18 protein-coding genes are annotated in these 23,460 nt (G+C 65.7%); 4 read left to right on the top strand and 14 right to left on the bottom strand.

Annotated elements, in window-relative coordinates:
* Nucleotides 1-12: 12 nt before the first annotated feature.
* Both C8J45_RS17980 and C8J45_RS17975 read right to left on the bottom strand, forming a co-directional pair.
* Nucleotides 13-1,077, bottom strand: coding sequence for a sugar phosphate isomerase/epimerase (locus tag C8J45_RS17980; protein ID WP_107964516.1), 1,065 nt, complete (start codon nucleotides 1,075-1,077; stop codon nucleotides 13-15).
* Entirely contained in the window at nucleotides 1,074-2,282 is a 1,209-nt protein-coding gene (locus C8J45_RS17975) for an MFS transporter (protein ID WP_258191524.1), read from the bottom strand. Before C8J45_RS17975 ends, C8J45_RS17980 begins: the two co-directional genes overlap by 4 nt.
* Nucleotides 2,283-2,467: 185 nt before the next feature.
* Here C8J45_RS17975 and C8J45_RS17970 point away from each other — a divergent pair, with 185 nt between their 5' ends.
* Together C8J45_RS17970 and C8J45_RS17965 are read left to right on the top strand one after the other, a co-directional pair.
* Complete coding sequence (locus tag C8J45_RS17970; protein ID WP_107964514.1) at nucleotides 2,468-3,520, top strand: LacI family DNA-binding transcriptional regulator; 1,053 nt, start codon at nucleotides 2,468-2,470, stop codon at nucleotides 3,518-3,520.
* A complete protein-coding gene (locus tag C8J45_RS17965) occupies nucleotides 3,517-4,500 on the top strand; it encodes a DUF1080 domain-containing protein (RefSeq protein WP_107964513.1) in 984 nt (327 codons plus the stop codon). Before C8J45_RS17970 ends, C8J45_RS17965 begins: the two co-directional genes overlap by 4 nt.
* A 198-nt stretch (nucleotides 4,501-4,698) precedes the next feature.
* Here the strand turns inward: C8J45_RS17965 and C8J45_RS17960 are convergent, their stop codons facing one another.
* The 6 genes from C8J45_RS17960 to C8J45_RS17935 all read right to left on the bottom strand — a co-directional run bounded on the left by C8J45_RS17960 (nucleotide 4,699) and on the right by C8J45_RS17935 (nucleotide 15,000).
* Nucleotides 4,699-5,868, bottom strand: a complete 1,170-nt coding sequence (locus tag C8J45_RS17960; protein WP_107964512.1) for a pyridoxal phosphate-dependent aminotransferase — start codon at nucleotides 5,866-5,868, stop codon at nucleotides 4,699-4,701.
* 26 nt (nucleotides 5,869-5,894) lie between these two features.
* Nucleotides 5,895-8,204 carry a TonB-dependent receptor gene (locus tag C8J45_RS17955; RefSeq protein ID WP_258191523.1) on the bottom strand — a complete coding sequence of 770 codons (2,310 nt, stop codon included), beginning with the start codon at nucleotides 8,202-8,204 and terminating at the stop codon, nucleotides 5,895-5,897.
* Between the two features lie 196 nt (nucleotides 8,205-8,400).
* A complete protein-coding gene (locus C8J45_RS17950; protein WP_258191522.1) occupies nucleotides 8,401-9,627 on the bottom strand; it encodes a dipeptidase in 1,227 nt (408 codons plus the stop codon).
* Nucleotides 9,627-10,097, bottom strand: a complete 471-nt coding sequence (locus tag C8J45_RS17945) for a hypothetical protein (RefSeq protein WP_107964511.1) — start codon at nucleotides 10,095-10,097, stop codon at nucleotides 9,627-9,629. The genes C8J45_RS17950 and C8J45_RS17945 overlap by 1 nt, the downstream gene beginning before the upstream one ends.
* A 17-nt stretch (nucleotides 10,098-10,114) precedes the next feature.
* Nucleotides 10,115-12,205, bottom strand: a complete 2,091-nt coding sequence (locus tag C8J45_RS17940; RefSeq protein WP_107964526.1) for a penicillin acylase family protein — start codon at nucleotides 12,203-12,205, stop codon at nucleotides 10,115-10,117.
* An 8-nt stretch (nucleotides 12,206-12,213) separates the two neighbouring features.
* The gene (locus tag C8J45_RS17935; RefSeq protein ID WP_107964510.1) at nucleotides 12,214-15,000 is read right to left on the bottom strand and encodes a TonB-dependent receptor; all 2,787 of its coding nucleotides are present in this window, start codon (nucleotides 14,998-15,000) and stop codon (nucleotides 12,214-12,216) included.
* A gap of 204 nt (nucleotides 15,001-15,204) precedes the next feature.
* Between C8J45_RS17935 and C8J45_RS17930 the strand changes: the two genes are divergently transcribed.
* Nucleotides 15,205-15,789 (top strand): RNA polymerase sigma factor, encoded by a 585-nt coding sequence (locus C8J45_RS17930; RefSeq protein ID WP_107964509.1) that lies wholly within the window; start codon nucleotides 15,205-15,207, stop codon nucleotides 15,787-15,789.
* On the top strand, nucleotides 15,722-16,711 hold the full coding sequence (locus C8J45_RS17925) for a FecR family protein (RefSeq protein ID WP_107964508.1): 990 nt from the start codon (nucleotides 15,722-15,724) through the stop codon (nucleotides 16,709-16,711). The genes C8J45_RS17930 and C8J45_RS17925 overlap by 68 nt, the downstream gene beginning before the upstream one ends.
* Before the next feature lie 14 nt (nucleotides 16,712-16,725).
* Here C8J45_RS17925 and C8J45_RS17920 read toward each other — a convergent pair whose 3' ends face one another.
* From C8J45_RS17920 to C8J45_RS17895, 6 genes are all read right to left on the bottom strand, one after another.
* Nucleotides 16,726-17,031, bottom strand: a complete 306-nt coding sequence (locus C8J45_RS17920; RefSeq protein ID WP_107964507.1) for a cytochrome o ubiquinol/quinol oxidase subunit IV — start codon at nucleotides 17,029-17,031, stop codon at nucleotides 16,726-16,728.
* Nucleotides 17,028-17,654, bottom strand: coding sequence for a cytochrome c oxidase subunit 3 (locus tag C8J45_RS17915; RefSeq protein ID WP_107964506.1), 627 nt, complete (start codon nucleotides 17,652-17,654; stop codon nucleotides 17,028-17,030). Before C8J45_RS17915 ends, C8J45_RS17920 begins: the two co-directional genes overlap by 4 nt.
* The gene (locus tag C8J45_RS17910; RefSeq protein WP_107964505.1) at nucleotides 17,651-19,750 is read right to left on the bottom strand and encodes a cbb3-type cytochrome c oxidase subunit I; all 2,100 of its coding nucleotides are present in this window, start codon (nucleotides 19,748-19,750) and stop codon (nucleotides 17,651-17,653) included. Before C8J45_RS17910 ends, C8J45_RS17915 begins: the two co-directional genes overlap by 4 nt.
* Nucleotides 19,747-20,583, bottom strand: a complete 837-nt coding sequence (locus C8J45_RS17905) for a cytochrome ubiquinol oxidase subunit II (protein WP_181321282.1) — start codon at nucleotides 20,581-20,583, stop codon at nucleotides 19,747-19,749. The genes C8J45_RS17910 and C8J45_RS17905 overlap by 4 nt, the downstream gene beginning before the upstream one ends.
* A 460-nt stretch (nucleotides 20,584-21,043) precedes the next feature.
* Nucleotides 21,044-22,135, bottom strand: coding sequence for a catalase family protein (locus tag C8J45_RS17900; RefSeq protein ID WP_107964503.1), 1,092 nt, complete (start codon nucleotides 22,133-22,135; stop codon nucleotides 21,044-21,046).
* An 88-nt stretch (nucleotides 22,136-22,223) separates the two neighbouring features.
* On the bottom strand, nucleotides 22,224-23,345 hold the full coding sequence (locus C8J45_RS17895) for an alpha/beta hydrolase (RefSeq protein ID WP_107964502.1): 1,122 nt from the start codon (nucleotides 23,343-23,345) through the stop codon (nucleotides 22,224-22,226).
* Between the last annotated feature and the right edge of the window lie 115 nt (nucleotides 23,346-23,460).

Genomic DNA, 23,460 nt, shown 5'->3' with positions numbered 1-23,460 from the left:
GACGAAGCCGGCTCACGCCTGCCCCTCGGACAGTCCGAGCAGCTTGCGGATCGCGGCGCGATCGATGCCGCTGGCGGCGAAGTCGTCGAACGGGCGCTCGGTCAGGCGGATGATGTGGTCGCGAATGAACGGCGCGCCTTCGCGCGCGCCGTCATCGGACCGTTTCAGCGCGCACTCCCATTCGAGCACTGCCCAGCCGTCATAGCCATATTGTGCCATCTTGCTGAAGATGGACGAGAAATCGACCTGCCCGTCGCCGAGGGAGCGGAAACGGCCGGCGCGGTCGACCCAGTTCTCGTAGCCGCCATAGACGCCGGTACGCCCGTTCGGGTTGAACTCGGCATCCTTGACGTGGAAGCACGAAATCCGGTCGTGATAGCGGTCGATGAAGTCGAGATAATCGAGCTGCTGCAACACGAAGTGCGACGGATCGAACAGGAGGCGCGCGCGCGGGTGGTTGTCGACGGCCGCCAGGAACCGCTCCCAGGTCGCGCCGTCATGGACGTCCTCGCCTGGATGGACCTCGAACGCGCAATCGACGCCGACCTCTTCGAACACGTCGAGGATCGGGGTCCAGCGTCGCGCGAGTTCGGCGAACGCTTCCTCGATCAGCCCGGCAGGACGTTGCGGCCATGGATAGACGTACGGCCAAGCCAGCGCGCCGGAGAAGGTGGCGTGCGCGGTCAGCCCAAGATTGGCGCTCGCCTTCGCCGCCAGTTTCACCTGCTCGACCGCCCAGAGCTGGCGCTCGGCGGGCTTGCCGTGGACCTCGGGCGGCGCGAAGCCGTCGAACAGCGTGTCGTACGCCGGATGGACCGCGACGAGCTGGCCTTGCAGATGGGTAGACAATTCGGTGACTTCGATGCCGTACCTCGCGAGCGTCCCGCGAAGATCGTCGCAGTACGTCTTGCTCTCGGCGGCGAGCTTCAGGTCGATCAGTTGCGCGTTGCAGGGGATCTGGACGCCGACATAGCCGAGCCCTGCTGCCCATTCCGCCAGACCGTCGAGCGTGTCGAACGGCGCTTCGTCGCCAAGGAACTGGGCGAGGAATATCCCCGGACCCTTCATGCCGGTCATGCTGCGATCTTTCTGGTGTCGTCGCGGAACGTGAACTGGAACAGCAGCGCGATCACCGCGGCGGCGATGGCGGGATACCACCACATATGCTGCCAGTCGGCGATGGTCGGCGAGGCCGGCAGCTGCGCGTACAGCAGCGCGCCGATCTGCGAGCCGAGCAGCATGCCGACGCCGTAGGTGAACAGCGTCAGCATACCCTGCGCCTGCGCGTTCACACCCTTCGGCGTGGCGATCGTACCGGTGTAAATCGCGCCGGCGACGAAGAAGAAATCATAGCACACGCCGTGCAGCGCGACGCCGAGATACACCGCCCAGATCGACGATCCGCCATCGCCGATCGCGAACAAGGCGTAGCGCAACGCCCATGCGGCCATGCCGACCAGCAGCAGCGGCTTCACCCCGAACCGGCGGTACAACCACGGCATCGAGAACATGAAGACGAGCTCGGACATCTGCCCGATCGCGAGCGTGCCGCCGACGTTGCTGATGCCGGTCGCGCCGACATAGGGCGAGGCATAGGCGTAATACATCGCCAGCGGGATCGAGATCAGCGTCGCGCAGGTCATGAAGATCAGGAACGAGCGCTGCTTGAGCAACCCGAACGCCTCGACGCAGAACACTTGGCGAAGCACGCTCTCGTCGCGCGGCGCGTCTGCCGTCACGTTCGGCAGCGTGAAGCTGTAGAGCCCCAGCGCGATCGATACGACCGCCGCGACGCGGAAGATCTCCGGGCTTGCCGACAACCCTGCCCAGCCGATGATCAGCCCCGCCGTGATCCAGCCGAGCGTGCCGAATGCGCGGACGAACGGAAACTTGTCGGTTCGTTCGCCAAAGCTCTTCAGCGCGATCGTGTTGGCGAGGCCGACCGTCGGCATGTAGAGGATCATGTAGCAGAGCAGCAGCCACACGAAGGTGCCGCCATTCTCCGGCGTCACCAGCGACGGCAGAACAAACAACAGCACGCCGCCGACCAGGTGCAGGATCACCATCAGCATCCGCGGGGCGACGTAGCGCGCCGCCGCCATGCCGAGCAGGAACGAGCCGACGATCGACGCGATCGGGCCGACCGAAAAGGCGTTGCCGATGAGGTTGCCGATGCCGACGGTCTGCATGACGAGGCCGAGGGTTACTGTCCAGGCGCCCCATACGAAGAATTGCATGAACATCATGGCGCTGAGGCGGCCGGTCAGCAGGGGGCCGGTCAACGCAGGATCCGTCGAGAGATCGCCGGTCGTGGCTGGGGATCCAGTATCTGCAAGCGCCATTCGCCACCTCTCCGATCGCAGTTTTCCTGCTTGTCGATCACAAAGCTACGGAGCTGCGAAACGAATGTAAAGGATTACATTGGATCGCTATCGACACTGCCGCCGAGCCGATCCATGACGAGGTCATGCCGACGATCATCGAAGTGGCCGCACTCGCGGGCGTCTCCACCGCCACCGTTTCGCGCGTGTTGAGCCGCCCCGAGCAGGTGTCCGAAGACACGCGGCGGCGTGTGCTCGAGGTCGTCCGCACGTCGGGGTACGCACCCAACGTCGCCGCACGGAGCCTGCGCACGCTGCGCGCCGCCAAGATCCTGCTGACCGTCCCCGACATCTCGAACGCGTTCTTCGCCAGCGTCATCCGCGGCGCGGAAGAAGCCGCGCGGGACGCAGAGTATTCGGTCGTCGTCGGCGACACCCGCCACGATCCCGAGGTCGAGGATCAATATGCGGAAATGCTCTCGCGCCGCGAGGTCGACGGGCTGATCTTCCTCGGCCATCGCCTGCCCGCCAGCCTCCAGCCGCTGCTGTCGCGCAAAGGTGCCGCCGCGCCGATCGTCAACGGCTGCGAATACAGCGCCGATCTGGGCGTCCCCAGCGTGCACATCGATAACGCCGCCGCGAGTGCCGAGGCGGTCGAGCACCTCGTCGGCCTAGGCCACCACGAGATCGGCATCGTCACCGGCCCGCAAGCCAGCCCGATCAGCCGCGATCGCCTCGCCGGTGCGATCGACGCGGCGGACCGCGCGGGTCTCCGCGAAAGCCTGCACATTCGGGTAGGCGATTATGCCGCAGGATCGGCGTTCGTGCATGCCCGCAGCCTGCTGGCGGAAGGCGTCACCGCGATATTCTGCTTTAGCGACGAGATGGCGATGGGTGCGCTCAGCGCGATCCGCGAAGCCGGACTGTCGTGCCCGGAGGACGTCTCCGTGGTCGGCTTCGACGACCTGCCGCTCGCGCGCTATTTCCAGCCACCGCTGACGACGATCGCCCAGCCCAAGGGGATGATCGGCCGCCGCGCCGTCGAGCTGCTGGTCGGCATCCTGCGCGGCGGCAGCCCCGTTCGACAGGTCACGCTGCGCCACGAACTCGTGGTACGACACAGTACCGCGATCCCCGGCGCCACGCACGGCGCGCCCCCGCGACAACCCGAGCCGACCCCGGCGAGAGGATTTCCATGATCAAGACCTTCGCGTTACCGATCGTCTTCGTGCTGCCCGCGATCGCCGCGGCGCAGAGCCTCGAGGAACAGCCGCCAGTCACGGCCGGCGCACCGGTCGTCGCCCGCCAGCGGCTTGCCTTGACCGACCTGCCGCCAGCGACGGGCAAACCGGTCATTCTGTTCGATGGCCGAAGCCTGAAGGACTGGCGCCCCTGGCTTGGTTACGTCGACCCTGCAGTGACCTATCGCGGCGATCCCAAAAATAAGCCGATCGGCACTGCTCGCGACGGCGGTGGTGAAGACTTCGCCGTCCGTCAGGTCGACGGCGGTCCGGCGATCTGGATCAAGGGTCGAACCTGGGGCAGCCTGGTCCACCGCGCGGACCTCGCCGACTATCATCTTCGCCTCCAGTATAAATGGGGTGCGAAGACATGGGCGCCGCGAGATCGGCAGCCGCCGAACAACGGCCTGCTCTACCATACGCACGGCCTGCCGGGGGAGGTCTTCGGGACGTGGCAGCCGTCGATGGAATTCGAGATCATGAAGGGCTCGACCGGAATGGCGGTAGTCGTCGGCAGCAAGGTTCGCGCGCGGACGACCGTGGTCGACGATCCCTCGCTGATCGCACCCCAGCTACGGTTCCGCGTCGGCGGCCGGCCGATCGACATGGTCAACGGAACGCCGACCTGGAACGTGGAGGCCGCGATCGATGCCGAACGGCCGATCGGGCAATGGAACACGCTCGATCTCTATGTGCTGGGTAACCGCGCCGTGCATGTCGTGAACGGCGTACCGGTGGCGGAGGTCACGGATATCGCGACGATCGCGCCGGACGGAACCCGCCAGCCGCTGACGCACGGACGGATCCAGCTGCAATCGGAAGGCGCCGAGACCTGGTTTCGCAACATCACCGTCGAGCCGATCCGCAGGCTACCGAAGATCGTCGTCGTGAAAGGTGCCGCAGGGGCAAAAGACCTGTCCGGATCGCCGAAATCCTAGCCGAGAGCGGGGCGAGCCTGTGCGGCACGGCGTCCGCCCCGATCGTGCCGCACATGAGAACAGGCAGCACAGTATCCCGCACCAGAGCAGGACGGGGCACGACCCGACCGTCTCGAACCTGACGATGGGACGTAGCCGGGCCGTGCCGCCAGCACGATCCCGGATACGCCATCGAACTTCGCCCGCTCCCAGTCTGGTTCAGGCCATCACCTTGTCCAGCGCGACGCAGAACGCCTTCATCTCCGTCGCCGAGCCGACCGTCACGCGCGACACCGTCGGCCAGATCGGCCACGACCGCCCGATCTCCACGCTCTGCGCACGAAACGCCGCCTGCACGTCCTTTGCCGGGCGCGTCTTCCAGTCGATCATGATCATGTTCGCACTGGTCGGTTTGACGACGATGTTGCGTGCGCGGAGGTGATCGAGCGCTATCCCCCGCGCCTGGACCATCTCGGCGCGGCGCGCGGCGATGAGCGGTGCCGCGGTCAGGCTCGCCGTGGCGCACGCCAGCGACGGCAGCGGCAACGCACCCGACTGCATCCCGCCGTCGTAGCGGATCATCTTCGCCAGGATATCCGGCCGCGCCATCGTGAAGCCCATCCGCATGCCGGCCATCCCGAAGATCTTCGAGAAGGTCCGCAGCACGATCACGTCGCGCCCTGCCGTCACCAGCGGCGACGCCACCGGCACGCCTGCGAAGTGCGTATAAGCCTCGTCCACCAGCACGATCGAGCCGGCGGGTTTGTTCGCGATCAGCCATTCGATGTCGGGGATCGGGGTGATCGTCCCCGTCGGGTTGTTGGGCGTGCAGATGTAATACAGCCCAGCGTTCGGATCCGCCGCGAGCATTGCACGGACGTCATGCGCATACTCGGCGGTCAGCGGCACGCGCTTGACCGGCGCACCGAGCCAGTCCGCGGTTCGCCCGGCAAGCTCGAACGTGGGGTCGGCGGTCACCAGACCCCGCTGCGGCGAACAGAAGCTGACGATCGCGCGCGACAGCGGATCGCTCGAGCCCGGCCACGGCGCGATGTGATCGTACGGCACGCCTTCCACCGCCATCACCGCCTTGAGGAAATCGTTGCGCTCGTCCTGCGGTGCGTACCGATTGCTGTTGGCGATGATCTTCTGCGCGGCGCGCTGGCCCGGCAGCAGCGGCCCGGTCCAGCATTCGTTCGCGCCGATCCGCACCTTCGCGGTGGGTGCCGGATCGGGCACGCCGCCCGACGCCCAGGCCGGGCGACCGAGCGACGCCGCCACCGCCCCTGCGCCGAAGATCCCCGCGACCCGCGCGAGTTGCCGCCGCGAATAGCCCCGGTCGAGCAGGTCGTCGCGGGCATCTTCGGGAAGGGAAGTCTGTTCGGTCATGGCAAAATCCTCGCTGGAGACAGAGATCAAAGGTCGACCGACAGGCTGAGCTGTACGGTGCGCGGGCTAAGGGGGCGGAACAGACCGTCGCCGGTAATCGCGGGCGAGATGAACGAGAGTACGTCCTTGTCGAACAGATTGTCGACGTTGACGCGGATCTTCGCGTTCTTGATCGGGCCGAGCGAAAACCCGTCGCCGATATCGGCATAGGCGGAGAACACGGTGAACCCGGGCACCGACGATCCTGCGCTGTTGTCGAACGTCGAGAAGCGCTTGCTCGTGTATTTCGCGGTGAGATTGGCGACCAGCCACGGCGACGGCTCGACGGTGACGCCACCCGACACGATCCACTTCGCGCTGTCGGGCAGGAACTTGCCTGCGGTCCGATAGGTCAGCATCGGGTTGGCGACGATATCATCCTGGAACTGCGCATGGTTGTACGTCACGTTCGCGTTGAAATAGGCGAACCCGCGCAGTGCGGTCGGCTTGAAGTTCGCGAGCAGCTCGGCGCCATACGCCTCCACGCCACCGACATTCTGGTAGAAGGTCTCGGTAACGTTGCTCGTGCCCGGCAGAATCGAGGTAATCGACTGGATGCGATTGTCGAACTTGGTGTAATATCCGGTCAGCGACGCGAAGAACTGCGACTGCGTGGTGCGGACACCCAGTTCGACATTCTTCGAGCGCTCTGGTGCCGGTGCCGCGACCAGCGCCGCCGAACTCGCGTACGACACCGAGAAGACGTCATCCATCCCCTTGGGCAGCGCCATGTTCTCCGCATAGGACGCGAACAGCTGCGAGCGACCGTCGGGAAGCTTGAACAGGATGCCCGCGGTCGGCAGGAAATAATCCGAATAGTGCGCACGGTTGTACTGCGGCCCCCAGCCGGCGACCGCAACGCCGTTCACGACCCGCGCGTAATCGTTGAAGTCGCGGTAGCCGCGATGCTGGTAATCGAGATCGAGCATCTTGTTGCCTAGATCGAGGCTGAAGCTGTCGGTCAGCGCGATCCGGTCGCGGACATAGAGCTGCGTCGTCTGCCGCTCGGTGCGGTAGTCGCGGCGCAGATACACCGACTCGCTGTAGATCGGATCGGCGGCGGGCGACCCGCCGACCGTGTTGTAGCGCAGCTGCGTGCGGTGATATTTGTCCTGTTCCGCCCAGATCCCGGCGTCGAGCGCGTGGCGGCCGACATCGGCGTGGAGCGACTGGACGATGCCGATCCGGTCTCCGCCGACTCCCGACACGCCGAACTGCGTGCCGCGGGGTGCGGTGAGCGCAAGGCCGACCGCCGATTGCTGGCGATACCGGGTGAGCGAGTTGGCGTAGCTGTCGGGCGACACGCCGTAGCCGGTCTTGTCCTCCCAGTAGAGCGTCGTCTCGGCATAGACATTGTCCGCGATCCCGGCGTGGAAGGTCGCGCCGTACAGCTTGTCCTTCCGCACGTTGATCGCGAGGTTCGAGACATAGGTGTAGTTGGCGTTCGAGTATTGCCGGCCGCCGGCGACGGGCGCGTAGACCGGCACCGTCCCCAGATAGCCGCGGTACCGCCCGACATTGCCGCCGAGATCGGGCGTCGTGGAATTGTATTCCGCGCGGGTCAGCGACGGGGAATCGTAATCGAAGAAGTCGTTGGCGACGAACTTGAACCGCGCCCAGCTCGTACCGCCGAGGTCGACGTGCGCCATCGCCTCCCAATGCTCGCGGTCGACCGATCCTGCGCCGCGCCAGAGATCGGTATCGAGCTTGGTCCGGCTGACATAGGCTTTCAGCGGCCCGACCCGCCCGGTGCTGACGCGCACGAACGTCCGCTTCATGTCGAAATCGCCAAAGCTCTGCGACGCGAACACGCCGAGGTCTTCTTGCGGTTCGATCGAGCGATACGACACGATCGGGCCGAGCGAGGAATAGCTCGGCATCGTCACCCCGCCGGCGCCCGGCGAGGCCTCGACCACGCCGAGATTCTCGTTGTCGACGTAGCGGAAGATCGGGCTGCCGCCGAACGCGTCGCTGCGCCCGGTCGGGATGCCGTCGACGATGAAGCCGATCTGGTCGAGGTTGAACGCGCGCACCTGTACGCTGTTGCCGAACTCGTAGAGGCCGAGCGCGCCGTCGGTCTGGACGTTGAAACCGGGCAGCGACTCCAGCATCTTGAGGCCCGAGATGCCCGATGGCGCGGACAGCAGCGCCTCCCGCGTGACCGCGACCGTGCTGGTGATCCGGTCCTGCCCGACCGCCTCGTCCGCCTGCGAGATGCGACGCCCGCTGACGACGATCTCACCGGTCGTTTCTTCCGTCACCTGCGGCTCTGCGGTCACCTGGGCGTACGCGGTCATGGGGGCGGCTGCCATCAGCAGAACGAGGGCGGTACCGACGGAATAACGGGCTTTGGTCAATGCGAAAGGCTCCCTTCTGGGTCGGCGAACCGACCGTTGAGTGCCTTCAGACCGACCGGTTGCCGTATGCGGCGTCCCGGTCCCCTCCCCCTAATTCAATCCGCGGCGGCCTTTCTGCGGCTCGCCGGGCTTGCGATCACGACGTCACGGGTATCGCCGGCTTCACGCCCGGTTCGGCCAGCCGCTGCGCCGCGTCAAGCACGCGCAGCGCGTTGCCGCCCCACACTTTCGCCACGTCCGCCGCGCTGAACCCGCGCGCGAGCAACGCCGCGGTGATCTTCGGATAGTCGGTGACGTCGTCGAACCCCTCGACCCCGCCGCCGCCGTCGAAGTCGCCGCTCATCCCGACATGGTCGATCCCGGCCACCTCGATCGCGTGGAGCAGGTGCTTCATCACGTCGTCGAAATGCGCCTTCGGCACCGGCCATTTCGCGTCGATCGCCTTGCGCCCGGCGACCAGTTTCCGGCGATCCGCGTCGGTCATCTTCTCGAAATCGATGCCGGTCATCAGCGTCTTCATCGCCGCATCGCGCTCGGCGATCTTGGGCTGCGGCACCATGTAGCCGTTGAATGCATTGACCTGCACCACGCCCCCCTTCGCCGCGAGCAGCCGGAGGTCGGCGTCGGTCACGTTGCGCGGATGATCGAAGATCGCGCGCACGCCCGAATGCGACAGGATGATCGGCGCCTTCGACAGCGCGATCATCTGGCGCAGCGACAGGTCCGAGCTGTGCGATGCGTCGATCACGATCCCCAGCCGGTTCGCCTCCGCGACGAACGCGCGCCCCTTCTCGCTCAGGCCGTTCCATTCGGGCGTGTCGGTCGCGCTGTCGGCAAGGTCGTTATTCTTGAAATGCGCCGGGCTCATCATCGTCACGCCGAGCCGCTGGAACGTCCGCATGAGGCTCAGGTCCGCCTCGAACGGATAGCCGTTCTCCATGCTCATGAACACGAACCGCTTGCCGCCCGCGACCGCCGCACGCGCCTCCGCCGAGGTCGTCACCAGCCGGAACACGGTGGGATGCGCGGCGACCATCTCGCGGATCTGCACCGCGCGAACGAGGCCTGCATCACGCGCGGCGCGGTCACCCGCGGGCGTGCGCGGCCCCTGCCCGATATAGATCGCGAAGAACCCGCCATCGACGCCGCCCTCCACCATCCGCGGATAGTCGACCTGGTCGCCCGTCACCGCGACATTGTGGCGGTCCATGATGCTCCAGCCGGCACGCCCGAGATTGGCGGGCGTATCGAAATGCGTATCGAGCACGATCGCGCGCTCATGCACCCCTCGAGCCGTCTTCGCATCAGGCGCCGCGCCGACGATCAGCGGCGCGGCAAGGAGAACGGCGACGATCTTGCGCATCATTTCACCCGATCGAACCATTCGAGGAACGCCTTCGACTTGCCGTCCGGCGCCTTGCCGATGCCCCAGCGTACCAACGACTTGCCGTCCTTGGCAAACCGCCAATACTGCCCGACGATGACGTCGCCGTCCTTCTGCTCGAGCACCTGCAACGTGTCCGCATCGAGTGGCTTGATACGGATCTCGTTGAAGCGCGGATTGTCCATCGGGCTGATGCCGTCGTCGAGCGTCGCGACGAAATCGTTGATGTACGGCGGCACCCCGGGACGCGTCGTGTTGACCGCGTGATAGATCAGCTTGTTCGGTTCGAACTTCATCTCGATCGTCAGCTTGAACCCCTTGGGAAACTTGCCGTCGCTCCAGTAGCTCTTCGCCTCGTTCGAGACCCAGGTGCCGCTATGCGCGTCCTTCGCCATCGCCGGGCTCGCCGTCATCGCAGCCAACACTGCCACCATCCAGAATTTCGTCATCCGTCGTCTCCCCGAATTTAGAATTTGGTCGTCTCTTCGACATGCTTCTCGACTTCGCCGCGCATCGTCCAAAGCGTCCGGAACGTCTTGTTCGCGAGGTACGAGAGCTGGTCGGATTCGTGCTTCGATCCGGGCTGGCTCGAATTGCCGTAGCTCATCAGCCCGACCGCCTTCATCGGCGTCCCGAACTCGACCATCGACACCCAGGTCTCACCGTGGACCGGCGTGCGCTGGCCGTTCTTCATCGGCCCCCACGTCATCGTCCGGAACACGCCGGTATTCCCGAACCCGCCATTCCCCGGCAGGTCGACTGCCCCCAGATGGAAGCGCGACACCTCGCCGAACGGCCGATCGACCGCGCCGTACAGCGTCCGCGTCTTCGCCACCGCCGCCTTCAGCATCGCCAGCACCGCCGCCGGATCCTTCAGGCCCGTCGGCGTCTCGAGCGGGCGCTCCGCCGACCAAGTCTCGCGGTAGTTCTTGAGCGTCGTGAAGTTGGTCGGCGAGAACAGCAGCGCCCAGGTCTCGAACAGCAGCGCACCGCGCGCGTCCGGCTCGAACCGGTGATCCCACCCTTTCAGCAAAGCCGCCGCGCTTTTGAGTTCGGGGTCGTCGCTCGCTTCCGCCAGCGGCACCAGTTCGGGCAGCAACCGGTCCGCCATCAGCGACCGCGTCGTGACCTTCTTCGCGACGAAATCGTCGAAGCTGATCTTCGGCCCCTCGGCGAGCAATTTGACCGACATCTGCGCGCGCTGGCTCATCGGCCCGCGCACCGCGACATACGCCGGGAACTTGGCAGGATCGAGCACCTGCGGCCATGTCGACACCCAGGGCGGATCGTTCGCATTCTGGACGAAGCCGGACGCCGGATCGAGCACCTTGGGCAGGTCGTCATAACCGTGCACTTCGGTCCACAGGGTCTTCGACGTATCGCCCGCCACCGGCCGCGACCATGTCCTGAAATCGCCGTCCGGATGCTTCGGCAGGATACCATTGTCGAGGTACAGGATGTGCCCCGCACGGTCGCCGTAGACGATGTTGAACATCGGCACCTGCACGCGCCGCACCGCCGTCTGAAACTGCGCCCAGTCGCGCGCGCGGCCCATCTCGTAATATTGCGAGAGCACGCCCGGCCGATCGAGCCCCGCCACCTTCAGCGCGATCGTGCGCCCGTCTGGGGTCGCGAACACCGGACCCTGCACGCTCGATCGCTGCTCGAACGCGACCGTCTTCAGCGTACCGTCGGGCTGGCGCACCTTGAAGCTCTTGCCCACCGTCTTGAACGGCAGCGTCTTGCCATCGAAACTATACCCGCCGTCCGCCAGCTTCAGATTGTACGCGGTAAAGCCGAGGATCGTGTTGACCGTGTTGGTGAACCCCAACTGGTCGTTGAACCCGAACCGCAGGATCGGCAGCCCGACCTGCGTCGCGCCGTACAACGACAATCCCGGCCCGTTCAGATGCGCCTCGTAATAGGTCAGCAGGCTCGGCGACCACGGCAGATGCGGGTTGGCGAGCAACAGGGTCTTGCCGCTCGCCGAGCGCGACGGCGCGACCGCCCAGGCGTTCGACCCGCCCGCCTCGTTCGCCTCCGGGTTCGCCAGCACCTTCTGTTCGGACGCGATATAGACGTAGTTCATCAGGCGATGCGCGTGCGCCATCACGTCGACGCCGCGGATCGGCAGCACCTGCAGCACGGTCGGATCGAGCGTCTCGCGGTGCGCCTCGGCATAGGCGTTGATGCCGGCCGCGAACGCATCGAGGTCGGCGCGGAACTGCGGCGTCTGCTGCGCATACCAGCGCGCCGATCGCTCGGGCACGTCGTTGGCGATCAGCCATTTGTCCGACGCCGCGTATTTGTCGCCCCAATATTCCGCCGCCCGCGCGCGCGCCTCTCCGTACAGATGCAGCAGCAGATTGCCGTGGCTCTGCGCCTGCGCATAGCCGAAGCCGTGAAAGATCCCCGCCTCGGTCTTCGCATAGACGTGCGGCACGCCGAAGCTGTCCCACAGGATCTCGCCGCCTTTCGCGACAGGCGTCTTCGAGGTTGCGGCGGGTGCCGCCAGGCCAGCCGCGATCACGGCACTCACGATCACAAGGTTGCGCATGCTCATCCTCAGAACTCGACCGACACGCGGCCGTAATAGAAGCCGCCGGTGAACCCGTAGGCGCCGCCGGTGGAATAGAAGCCCGCACCGGTGTTGACGTTGGTCGCGGTGTCGTTGCGGTCGGGATAGGTGTTGAACAGGTTGTTCGCGCCGACCGCGAGGTTCAGCTGCTTGGTCGCCTGCCACGCGAATTCGAGATCGGTGATCCACTTCGCGCCGAACGACCGATCGCTGACGACCGCGTTGCCGTACGCCTTGAACCCGCCGTAGCGGACGACGCGCGTGCTCAGCGAGAAGTCGCCCGCGGTCGCGACGTTGCCGATGAACAGCTTGGTCCGCGGCAGGTTGACCGTCAGGTTGCTCCGAGACAGCCGGTCGAACAGCACGTAATCCGCGCCGAGCGACGCCAGCGCCGCCGGGTTGTCCTTCACCCCGGTGATGATCGTCTTGTTGTAGTTGTAGCCGAGGTTCCACGACAGGTTCGCCACGTCGAACAGCGGGTGGCGATAGGTCGCGACGACGTCGATCCCGCGCGTCCGCGTGTCGATCGCGTTGGTGTAATATTGCGCGCTGATATCGGGCGACTGGCCGTTCGCGATCAGGATCGCCGACACCGCCGAGCCGGTCAGCGTGCTGGTGATCGCGATCCGGTCCTTCACCTTGATCTGATAGCCGTCGATCGTCACAGTCAGCCGCTCGAGCGGTTGCAGGACGATCCCGCCGCTGAAGTTGGTCGATTTCTCCGGCGTCAGCGGCTCGGCCCCCAGCGCGATCGCGGCAGGCGATCCGACCGGCAGCGTCTTGATCTGCAACAGGTTGAGCACCGGCGGACTGCCGAGATTGCGGAACTGCCCCGTCGTCGACGCATAGATCTGCTGCGCGAGCGCCGGCGCGCGGAACCCCGTGCTCACCGCACCGCGCAACGCCGCCCACGGCGTGATCGCATAGCGCGCATTGAGCTTGGCGATCAGCGTATCGCCGCTTTCGTCGTCATAATGTTCGTAGCGCACCGCGCCGCCGATCGTGATGTCGCGCGTCGGATCGTACGCAACGTCGAGATAGCCTGCGAAGTTGTTGCGCTTGATGAAGCCGGCATCGTCGGGCGTGAACCCGGCCGCACCCGATGCGCCGGGCGATGGTCGGCCGCGGCTGGTGGTATACGTCCCCGCCGCATAGCTCGCGGGTTCGCCCTGCTTGATCTGATAGCTCTCGATCCGGTGCTGGATACCGGTCGAAACCTGGAGGTTGCCGCCGCCGACCTTGTAGCCGCGCGTCAGGTCGAGCGAATTGACCGCCTCCTTCGACACCAGCGTACCGACGTAGAATTCGGTCTGGCTGGTCGGTCCAAGCGAGGCGTTGATCGTGTTGTCGGCATTCTGGCGCGAACGATTCTTGCCAAGCGTGCTGCTGAAATCCCAGTGCCAGCCGGCGACGACGCCCTTCGCGCCGACCGCGAACTCGTAATCCTCCTCGGCGATCACGACGCGGGGATAGAAGCCGTTGGGGTAAACGCCCGGCAGCGCGTTGGCGTTGGTCGCCGGTCGATACGTGTAGTTCAGGTCCGACTTGCGCTGGCCGTACGTGCCGAAGCTGTAGAGCGTAACGTCGCCGAGATCGTAGCCCGCATTGTAGCTGCCGTTGATGCTCTCTTGCGGCATCGCGCCGTAGTTGGAGGTGACCTGACGATCGATCGTCGCCTCGCGCGGATCGAGCTGGCCGGCGACCAGCGGATAGAGGCGGATCGTCGACGCGATCGGCTCGGCGCGGTTGGAGGCGAGCTGTTTCTTGGCGCCGACCGCGACGTTGAGGAAACCGTCCTCGCCCAGCTTCGTGCCGATATCGAACTCGGCGCGATAGAGTTCGCCGTCGCTGCGATCCATGTTCTGGCCTGCGCTGGCGGTCGCGAAGCCGCCGCTCGACGACTTCTTCAGGATGATGTTGATGACGCCGGCGATCGCATCCGACCCGTATTGCGCCGCCGCACCGTCGCGCAGCACTTCGATATGATCGACCGCCGCGGTCGGGATCATGTCGAGATCCGCCGGTACCGATCCGTTGTAATAGGTCGACACCGCGTTGATCAGCGACGTCTTGTGCCGGCGCTTTCCGTTGACCAGGATCAGCGTCTGGTCCGGGTTCAGCCCGCGCAGGCCGCCGGTCGAGATCACCGTGGACGTGCCGCCGCCCGCGCGTGACGGCAGGTTGAACGACGGGATCAGCGTGTTGAGTGCGGCGAGGACGCCCGACCGCCCGGTGCGTTGCAGATCCGCGCCACCGATGACGTCGATCGGCGTCGGGCTGTCCGCGACCGTCCGCGGCTGGCCCCGCGATCCGGTGACGACGATATCGCTGCCGGCATCCTCCTGCACCTGGGCCTCCGGGGCCGCGGGCGGCGTCGGCGCGGCATCGCGACGCTGCACGACCTGCCCCGCCATTGGCCGCGTCATCGCCGCCGCCAGCGCGACCGGCCGCAGGGCAGCCGTGTCGGCGCGCAACGCGACATAGCCGTCCTTGATGACGACGATCTTCAGCGAGGTGCCGCGGATCAGCCGTGTCAGCGCATCGCGTGGCGACATCGCGCCGCTGACGCCCTGCGATCGTAGTCCGATGACCTGTTCATAGGGGTAGAGCAGACGCAGCCCGGATTGCTGCGAGAATTGCGCGAGCGCGGCCTGCACCGGCTGCTCGGCAATCCTGAAGCTGACCTCTTGCGGCTTGGCGATCGCGGCGGTCGGCAGGCCGACGACGACGGCACACCCGGCCAGGCTGCGTGCGACAATAGAGAAGGCTGGCATGTGGCGAAGATCCCCCGATCCGTAGCGTCCTGCCCCTTCGAACGAGTTGCCGATAAAAACCCGCCACCCGTCGTTCACGAAATTTTCAGACTGTCTCGCCGCCTTTCACGCGCCTTCACGCACTGGACAGGATCGCGGCGGCGTGGTTTGTTACGAATCGAAGACGCTTTTAGGAGAGGCAACTCGAACGCCCGGGAGTGCGTCGTGGCTGCCGATATCGATCGATATACCTGGTTCAAGACCGTCGTGCTGCCGCACGAACCGGCGCTGCTCGCACGGTTGCGCCGGATCGTCCGCAACCGCGACGACGTCGAGGATCTTGCTGCCGAGACGATGGCGCGCGCCTATGCCTGCGCGGACTTTACGCGGATCGATCGCGGCCGCGCCTTCCTGTTCCAGATCGCACGCAATCTGATCATCGACATCGCGCGGCGCGACAAGATCGTCTCGTTCGATGTCGTCGCCGATCTCGACCTTCTTCATGTCGACAACAGCGTCGAGGCCGGGCTTCATGCGCGCGACGAACTCCGCCGGCTGAAGGTGATCGTCGACACGCTGCCCCCGCAATGCCGCCGCGTGTTCCTTTTGCGGCGCGTGCACGATCGTTCGATGACCGAGATAGCGGAAGAATTGGGTCTGTCCGTTTCTACAGTCGAAAAGCACCTGACCAAGGCGATCACCCGCATTATGCAGGCGATCAGGGACCGCGAGGAAGTTGCCGTTGAACGATACGACCGCGCAATCGAAGAGGTCCGAGATCGACGCGGAGGCGGCGCGACTGGTCGCTAGCCTCTCGTCGACCCCGGATCCCGCGCGCGAACGGATCGCGATGGACTGGGCCGGCCAGAGCCCTCTCCACGCGATCGCCCTCGCCCGGGCGGAGAGCGCGTGGGAGACGGCAGGTCGGCTGCGCGCGGCCGCCCCACAAGGCGACGCCGTGCGCGAGAATTCGCACCCGACCGGCCACTGGATCGCCAGGCCGACGCATCGACGTACGCTGCTCGCCGGCCTGCTCGCCGCGAGCGCGGTGGGCGGTATCGCGACGACGCTCGCACTCGGATCGCGCGACGAACGCTACACCACCGATATCGGCACGCGCCGATCGGTATCGCTAACCGACGGCAGCCGGATCGACCTGAACACCGGCTCGGTCATCGCGGTCGCGTTCGAAACCAGCCGCCGCGTCGTCCGCCTGTTGCAGGGCGAGGCGATGTTCGATGTCGCGCATGACGCGGAACGCCCCTTCTACGTACAGGTCGGCGGCAGCCTGCTCCGCGTGCTGGGCACCGCGTTCAACGTACGGATCCGCGCCGAACTGGTCGAGCTGACCGTCTCCCGCGGTGCCGTCGGAGTCAGCGACGGCGCGAAGATGCTGCGCACGGTGGCTGCGGGCTACGGCGCTGCCATCCGCGGCGGCGTCGCGGAGACGAACCATCTCGGAGACGCGGTCGTCCGGCAGCGTACCGCATGGCAGGAGGGCGTGATCGAACTCGACGGCGATACGCTCGAACAGGCGGTCGCCGAATTCAACCGCTACCGCCGCGCCCCGATCGTGCTGGGCGACAACCGCCTCGCCGCGCTCCGGATCGGCGGCCGGTTCGGAACGTCCGACTCTGCGCAGTTCATCGCTGCGGTTCAGCAGATCCTGCCGGTTCGCATGGTCGCAAATGTCGATGGATCGATCTTGCTGACGCCTTTGCCGACGCAGTAGGCTCGGACCGGCCCTTACCCCGTCATCCGTCCGCGCAGGTTGAACAGGATCACCAGCGTTCCCGACACCATCAGCGCGATGATCAGCGCGGAGAAGAGGATCAGTTGCAGGTCGTGCCGTGACGAACGCTTGAGACTGATGTGGAGGAAACAGCGGAACTGCACCGCCATCTGGACGAGCCCCAACGCCAGCACGGTGCCGAAGATGGCGCGCGCGCCGAACGATGGCCAACGGACCATCGCGAAGGCGGCCACCGTCAGCACGAGCGACAGGCCGTAGCCGACCGCATAGGTACGCAGTTCGCGGGTCCGGTCGCTCATCCGATATTCCCTTGCAGATAGACGACTGAGAAGATCGCGATCCAGACGATGTCGAGCAGGTGCCAGAACAGCCCCAGCCGCAGCAGGTTGATCCTCACGCGCGCATCGAGGCCATAGGCGCAGACCTGGCCGACCATCACGACCAGCCAGAAGCACGCGACCGCGACGTGGAGCCCGTGCAGCCCGACCAGTGCGAAGAACGACGACAGGAAACCGCTACGCATCGGATAGGCATCGTGCGCGAACATCGTCGCGAAGTCGTTCGCCTCTAGTGCGAGGAAGATGAGCCCCAATCCCAGCGTCGCGCCGAGCCAGCCGAACAGCACGCCGCGCGGTTCGTCGTACTTCATCGCGATCGTCGCGCGGCCGAACGTCGCGCTGCTCGTCAGCAACAGCAGCGTCTCGACGAACGCGGGCAGCAGCTTGAACTCGGAGGCGGGCGTCGGGCCGCCGACGGTGCTGCCGATCATCGTGCCGTAGGTCGCGAACAGCAGCGCGAAGATCACCGCGTCGCTCATCAGGAATATCCAGAAGCCGAAGATCGCGTTCTCCGCCTGGTCCTGCGTCAGGGCGCCGGTGTCGCCAAGGTTGAGGCCGGCGTGTGCGAGTTCGGGTTCGCTCACGCCACGATCTCCGCAAGGCCGCGATTGACCGCGGCGGTCTCCAACTGGCGTGGGATGGCGGGGGTCGCCCGAACGCGCGTGAGCCAAGCCTCATGCGCGCGCGCGACCTCCGTAGCCGGGATCGTGCGATGCTGGTCGCGGCCGAAGCTGCGTATCACGACCGCCGCGACGATCACCTGCAGCGCGACGATCGTCAGTCCCCAGATCTCCCAGATCAGCCCGAACGCGGCGACCGCGGCGGTAAGCCCGATCACGACGCTGGTCGCGCTGCCCTTCGGAACGACGATGTCCTCGTAAGCCGGTGGTGAGGCGTACGGGTCGGGCTGGCCCTCATCATGCTTGTGATCGTAGAATGGGTTGCGCCCGTCGATTAGCGGCAGCACCGCAAAATTGTATTCGGGCGGTGGTGCGCTGACCGACCATTCGAGCCCACGGCCGTCCCACGGGTCGCCGGCTTCGACCTGCGTCTTGGCACGGTCGCGGATGCTTACCCACAACTGGATGCCGAGCGACGTCAGCGCCGCCAGCAGGACGAACGCGCCGACGCCGGCGACGTACAGCCAGAGCCGGAACGACGGTTCGAAGATCGCCTGCGTCCGCCGCGCCATCCCGCTCGCGCCGAGTACGTACAAGGGGAAGAAGGCGAGGTAGAAGCCGACCACCCAGCACGTGAACGCGATCCGCCCCCAGCGCTCGTCGAGGCGGAACCCGAACGCCTTGGAAAACCAGTAATGATAGCCCGCGAGCATCCCGTAGAGCAGCCCCGGGATCAGCATGTTGTGGAAATGCGCGACCAGGAACAGCGTGTTGTGGACCAGATAGTCGAGCGGCGGCATCGCGAGGATGATGCCGGTGAAGCCGCCCAGCACGAACGTCATCATGAACGCGAGCGCGTACAGCATCGGCACGGTGAAGCGCACCTCGCCGCGAAACATCGTCCAGATCCAGTCGTAGATCTTGACGCCGGTCGGCACGCCGATCGTCATCGTCGCGATTCCGAACGCCGCATTGACGTTGGCCGACTGCCCCATCGTGAAGAAATGATGGACCCACACGGTGAAGCTCAGCACCGCGATCGCCATCGTCGCGATCACCAGCGAGGTGTAGCCGTACAGGTCCTTGGTCGAGAAGGTCGACACGACCTCAGAGTACACGCCGAACGCGGGCAGGATCAGGATGTAGACCTCGGGATGACCGAACAGCCAGAACATGTTGGCATAGTTCATCATGTTGCCGCCGAGGTCGTTGGTGAAGAAGTGGAACCCCAGATACCGGTCGAGCGCGAGCAGCAGCGTGGCGACAGTCAGCGGCGGCATTGCGAAGATCATCAGGATCGACGTGCACAGGCTGGTCCACGAAAACATCTGCATCCGCATGAACCGCATGCCCGGTGCGCGCAGCTTGTAGACGGTGCAGGCGATGTTGATCCCCGCCATCGTCGAGCCGATCGACCCCAACGTCACCGCCCAGATCCAGTAGTCGACACCGACGCCGGGGCTGAACGCGCGCTCTGTATAGGGCGGGTAGCCGCTCCATCCGCCGGTCGAGAATTCGCCGACCACAAGGCTTGCCATCATCAGGCCCGCGGCGCCGATGGTGAGCCACAACGCGATCGAATTGGCCCAGGGAAACGCCATGTCGCGCGCGCCGATCTGGAGCGGCAGGACGTAGTTGATCATCCCCGTCAGGAACGGCATCGCCATGAAGAAGATCATGATCGAGCCATGCGTCGAGAACAGCTGTCCGAAATGATCGGGCGACAGGAAGCCGGGGTTCTCGATCGCCACCGCCTGCTGCATCCGCATCAGCACCGCCTCGACCAGCGCACGCGACAGCATCACGAACGCGACGACGATGTACATGATGCCGATCTTCTTGTGGTCGAGGCTGGTGAGCCACTCGGTCCACAGATACCGCCACTTGCCATAACGCGTCAGCAGCGCCGCAACGACGACCGCGCCGACCACCACCAGCGCACCCGCGAACGCGCCGATGATCTCGCTGATCGTCGGGTTCTCCCAAGCGCGCACGAACGGCAGGTCCTGCCAACCGAACCGGCCGAGCACCGCCGGCCAGAGGGGAACGGAAACGGTCATCGAGCGGCCTTCTGGGGAGAATGGGTCATGCCGCCGGTCGCGGCGACGACGTGCTCGAACAGGTTCGGCGTGATATGCGCGAACTCGACGGGGTGCGTGATGATCGACCGCGCGGACAGCCGCCGCCACGTCTGTGCATAGAGCGTGCGCTTGCCGCTTCGTGCAGCCGCCGCCCAGCGATCATAGTCCGCCGGCGACACCGCAACGACATCGAACTTCTGCTGCTGGAAGCCGGCGCCGTTATACTGCGTGTTCTCGCCGCGGAACCGCCCCGGCCGGTGCGCCTGGATATTCAACTCGGTTGTCATCCCGCCCATCGCATAGATCTGCCCGGCGAGTTGCGGGATCAACATCGACTGCATCACCGTGCCGCTGGTCAGCTTGATATGCACCGGGCGTCCGGCGGGAATGGTCAGTCGATCGACCGACGCGACGCCCAGGTCGGTATAGACGAACACCCATTTCCAATCGAGCGCGATCGCCTGCACCTCGACCGGCGCCGCGCCCGGCAACCGCCGATACGGATCGTCGATCTGCGTCCAATGCCACAGCAGCACGGCGAGCCCAATGACGATCCCGGCGGGCGGGATCCAGATCAGCCCTTCCACCCACCACGAGAAATTCCACTTCGGCCGGTACGCATCGCTACGATTGGACAGCCGATAATGCCACGCGAACAGCGGCGTCAGCAGCAGCACCGGTCCGGCGACGAACAGCAGCACGATCGACACGGTGAAGAACAGGTCACGCTCGTGCCCGGCGACCGGCCCCTGCGGATTGAGGAACCCGTGCGACAGCGCCGTGCAGCCGCCTAGACAGGCCAACGGAGCCACGAGTGGCGCCAATCGCGATACTCTTCGCGTGAATCGTATCACATAGCCCCCCTGCCGAACCGCCCCTCTCGGTAGCAGCCGCTGCACCGGCGTCATTAACTTGCAGAACGTCAGCCGCTGCGAACGACAGTAGCTGACGATCAAGGCGCTCAGCCAGTTAAGAAACTGTCACGATCACGCGATAGCTGCACCTTGCGTAGCCCCTGCGCTATTTTCACGCGCGCAGCGCGGCGTCCGGGTTTGCGCGCGAGCAACGTCCCAAGCGTCGCTCGGCAAGCCCACGCCCTACCAGGGGGAACACATCGAAACAGCACTCGCCCGCATACCAGGCGGCAGCGAGCGGTCGCCTCCGCCTGTTGGTCGGCTGCGAACTCGCGCTCGTTGCCAATCGCAGCGCCGCCAAGGCCGAATTCAGGTGATTGGCGATAGCGCTGCTGCGTCGTGCGTTAAGCCTTTCCGATCAGTCGAGCGCGGGAAGCGAACGCGGCTCGTGCATCGGGCAGCCGTTCAGTTCGCTGCGCAGATCCTGGATCACCGGATAGACCGCGCGGCGGGCGCGCATGACCGAGCCGAGTGGCCGATGCGCCTCGACGCCGTGCCAGGGGCGGAACGCCGTCTGTTCGTTGAGCACGGAGACGCGCTCTTCCGACCAGCTCTTCTGCGGCTTCACCGTGATGGTCGCGACCGGAATGTACGGATTGCCCTGCTCGGGCCACGGCGTCGCTGCGTCCTCGATCGGGTTCTCCTCGAGGTCGCGGCAGAGCTGGGCGCGGAGAGTCCAGGCACCGCCCTCGTTCGCGAAGATCGCCATGAGCTCTTCGCGGATCGAGTCTGGGCTCTTGCTCTCGTCGAGCTTCTGGTCGGTCAGCGCGCGGAAATTGGGCGATTCCGGCACGATGTCGAACTTGGCGATATAGTCGCCGAAGCGGAGCGGCGCCTGCGTGCCATAGCGGTCGCCGATCGGGTTGGTGTCCGGATAGCCGCCGAAGCCCTTCAGCAGCGCGCTCTCGCCGCCGACCGCTTCCAACGCCTGCTCGATCGGGCGCAACACCTTCGACAGCGCCGCCTTGGCCCATTCCGCACGATTGGTCGTCGCGGCGAGCAGCTTGGTGTTGCGCAGGAATCCGACCGGCGTCGGGTTCGAGAAGGCAACCCCGGAGGCCATCAGGAAGTCCTGCGTCACTTCATCCTCGGCGCCCGGCAGCCGATCGCCGTCGACGCCGATCACCTTGATCGAGAAGCCACGCGGCAGGGACACGCTGTCACGGATCGGATCGCCGGGGATCGCCGACATGCGGACCACGACCGGATAGCGACGGCCGCGCTCGAAAATGCCTTGCGCCTGCTCGTCGGCAAGGTCGTCGTGCACCACCATCTCGCCTTCGAGCAACGCGTGGCTCTTGGCATGAACCCCGCGCTGCGCATGACCGAGGTCCTCATGCGTCTTTTCGACGATGTAGCGGAACGTCTCGTTCAGACCGTCGATCGTTTTCTGCTCGTCGGGACCGATCGTCTCGACGTCGGGGCTGTAGCGGATCGGGTTTTTCAGCATGGGACGTCCTTGCAATGGAGCGCCGGCGACCAGAACGCCGGTGACAAATATACGATGGGGCGGCGGATCGGCCGCCCCGTCGGGCCGATCAGCGGCGGGGCGAACCGGCGAACGCTGCCTTCAGCCGTGCGACCGCCAGATCGTTGGCGTCCTTGGCACCGCGCACGACCTTGGCCATGCCGAAGAACTCGTGCGTGACGCCCGGATACGTCTTCTGCTCGACCTTTACGCCCGCGGTCCGCATCGCAGCGGCCAACGTCTCGCCGTCCGAACGCAGCGGATCGATCTGCGCATTGATGATCGTCGTTGGCGGCAGGCCGCGCAGATTGGCGGCGACCAGGTTCAAGCGCGGGTCCTGCGCATCGGCGGCGCTGGTCTGGTAGTAATAGCCGAACCACTTCAGCATCGCCGCATTCAACGGCTTCGCATTCGCCGAATCCTTGTGTGACGGGATCGTCATGCTGCTGTTGGCGATCGGATAGACCGAGACGATGTAGCGCGGCACGGTCAGGCGGTTGTCGCGGGCGTAGATCGCCGTCGCGACCGCGAGGTTGCCGCCAGCGCTTTCACCCGCCACCGCGATCTTCGCAGGATCGCCGCCCCAGCTCGCCGCATTCTGCAACGTCCAGCGATACGCCGCTGCGGCGTCGTCATGCTGCGCGGGGAACTTGAACTCCGGCGCGTGGCGATACTCGACCGACACGACGATCGCGTTGAGCGCCTTGGCCATCGCACGCGGCGCCGAATCATACGTGTTCACGTCCGCGATCACCCAGCCGCCACCGTGATAATAGACGACGACCGGCATCGGCTTGCCGTTCGCGGGCGCTGCCGCTGGCTTGTAGATGCGCGCGAACTGCTGCGCGTCGGCGCCATACGGCACGTCCTGCGTCGTGACCGAAGCGTCGGGTGCAGTCGACATGCCCTGCTGGGCCATCGCCGCCTTGGCACCGTCGGCCGCCGAAGGCTGCATCCGCGCCTGCGCCGGGGTCAGCGTCTCGATCGGCTTGCCGCCGAGACCCGCGAGCGCGTCGAGCACCTTTTGCATGTCTGGCGCGGCCTTGGGCGGCTGCGTCGCGCTTGCCGGCGGGGCTGCGGGCGGCGGTGCGTTCGGCGAACGCGCCGATTGCGCGAGTACGCCTGCCGATGCCGTCAGCAGCGCTGCTGCGAAAAGGCTGCGCGCGACGGGCCGCTTCGAGATGGAAACCATATAGTCCTCCTGTTTGTCCGAGCATGAACAAAGCAGGATGGGCAACGTTGCTGTACGGAACCGTGCAAAGTCCGGCGGTTAGAGGGGAAACGTGGATGTCGACGATCGTATCTTT

This window comes from Sphingomonas sp. PP-CE-3G-477 (assembly GCF_003050745.1).
Taxonomy (GTDB): Bacteria; Pseudomonadota; Alphaproteobacteria; order Sphingomonadales; family Sphingomonadaceae; genus Sphingomonas.
This window is presented reverse-complemented; position numbering and strand designations above follow the sequence as displayed.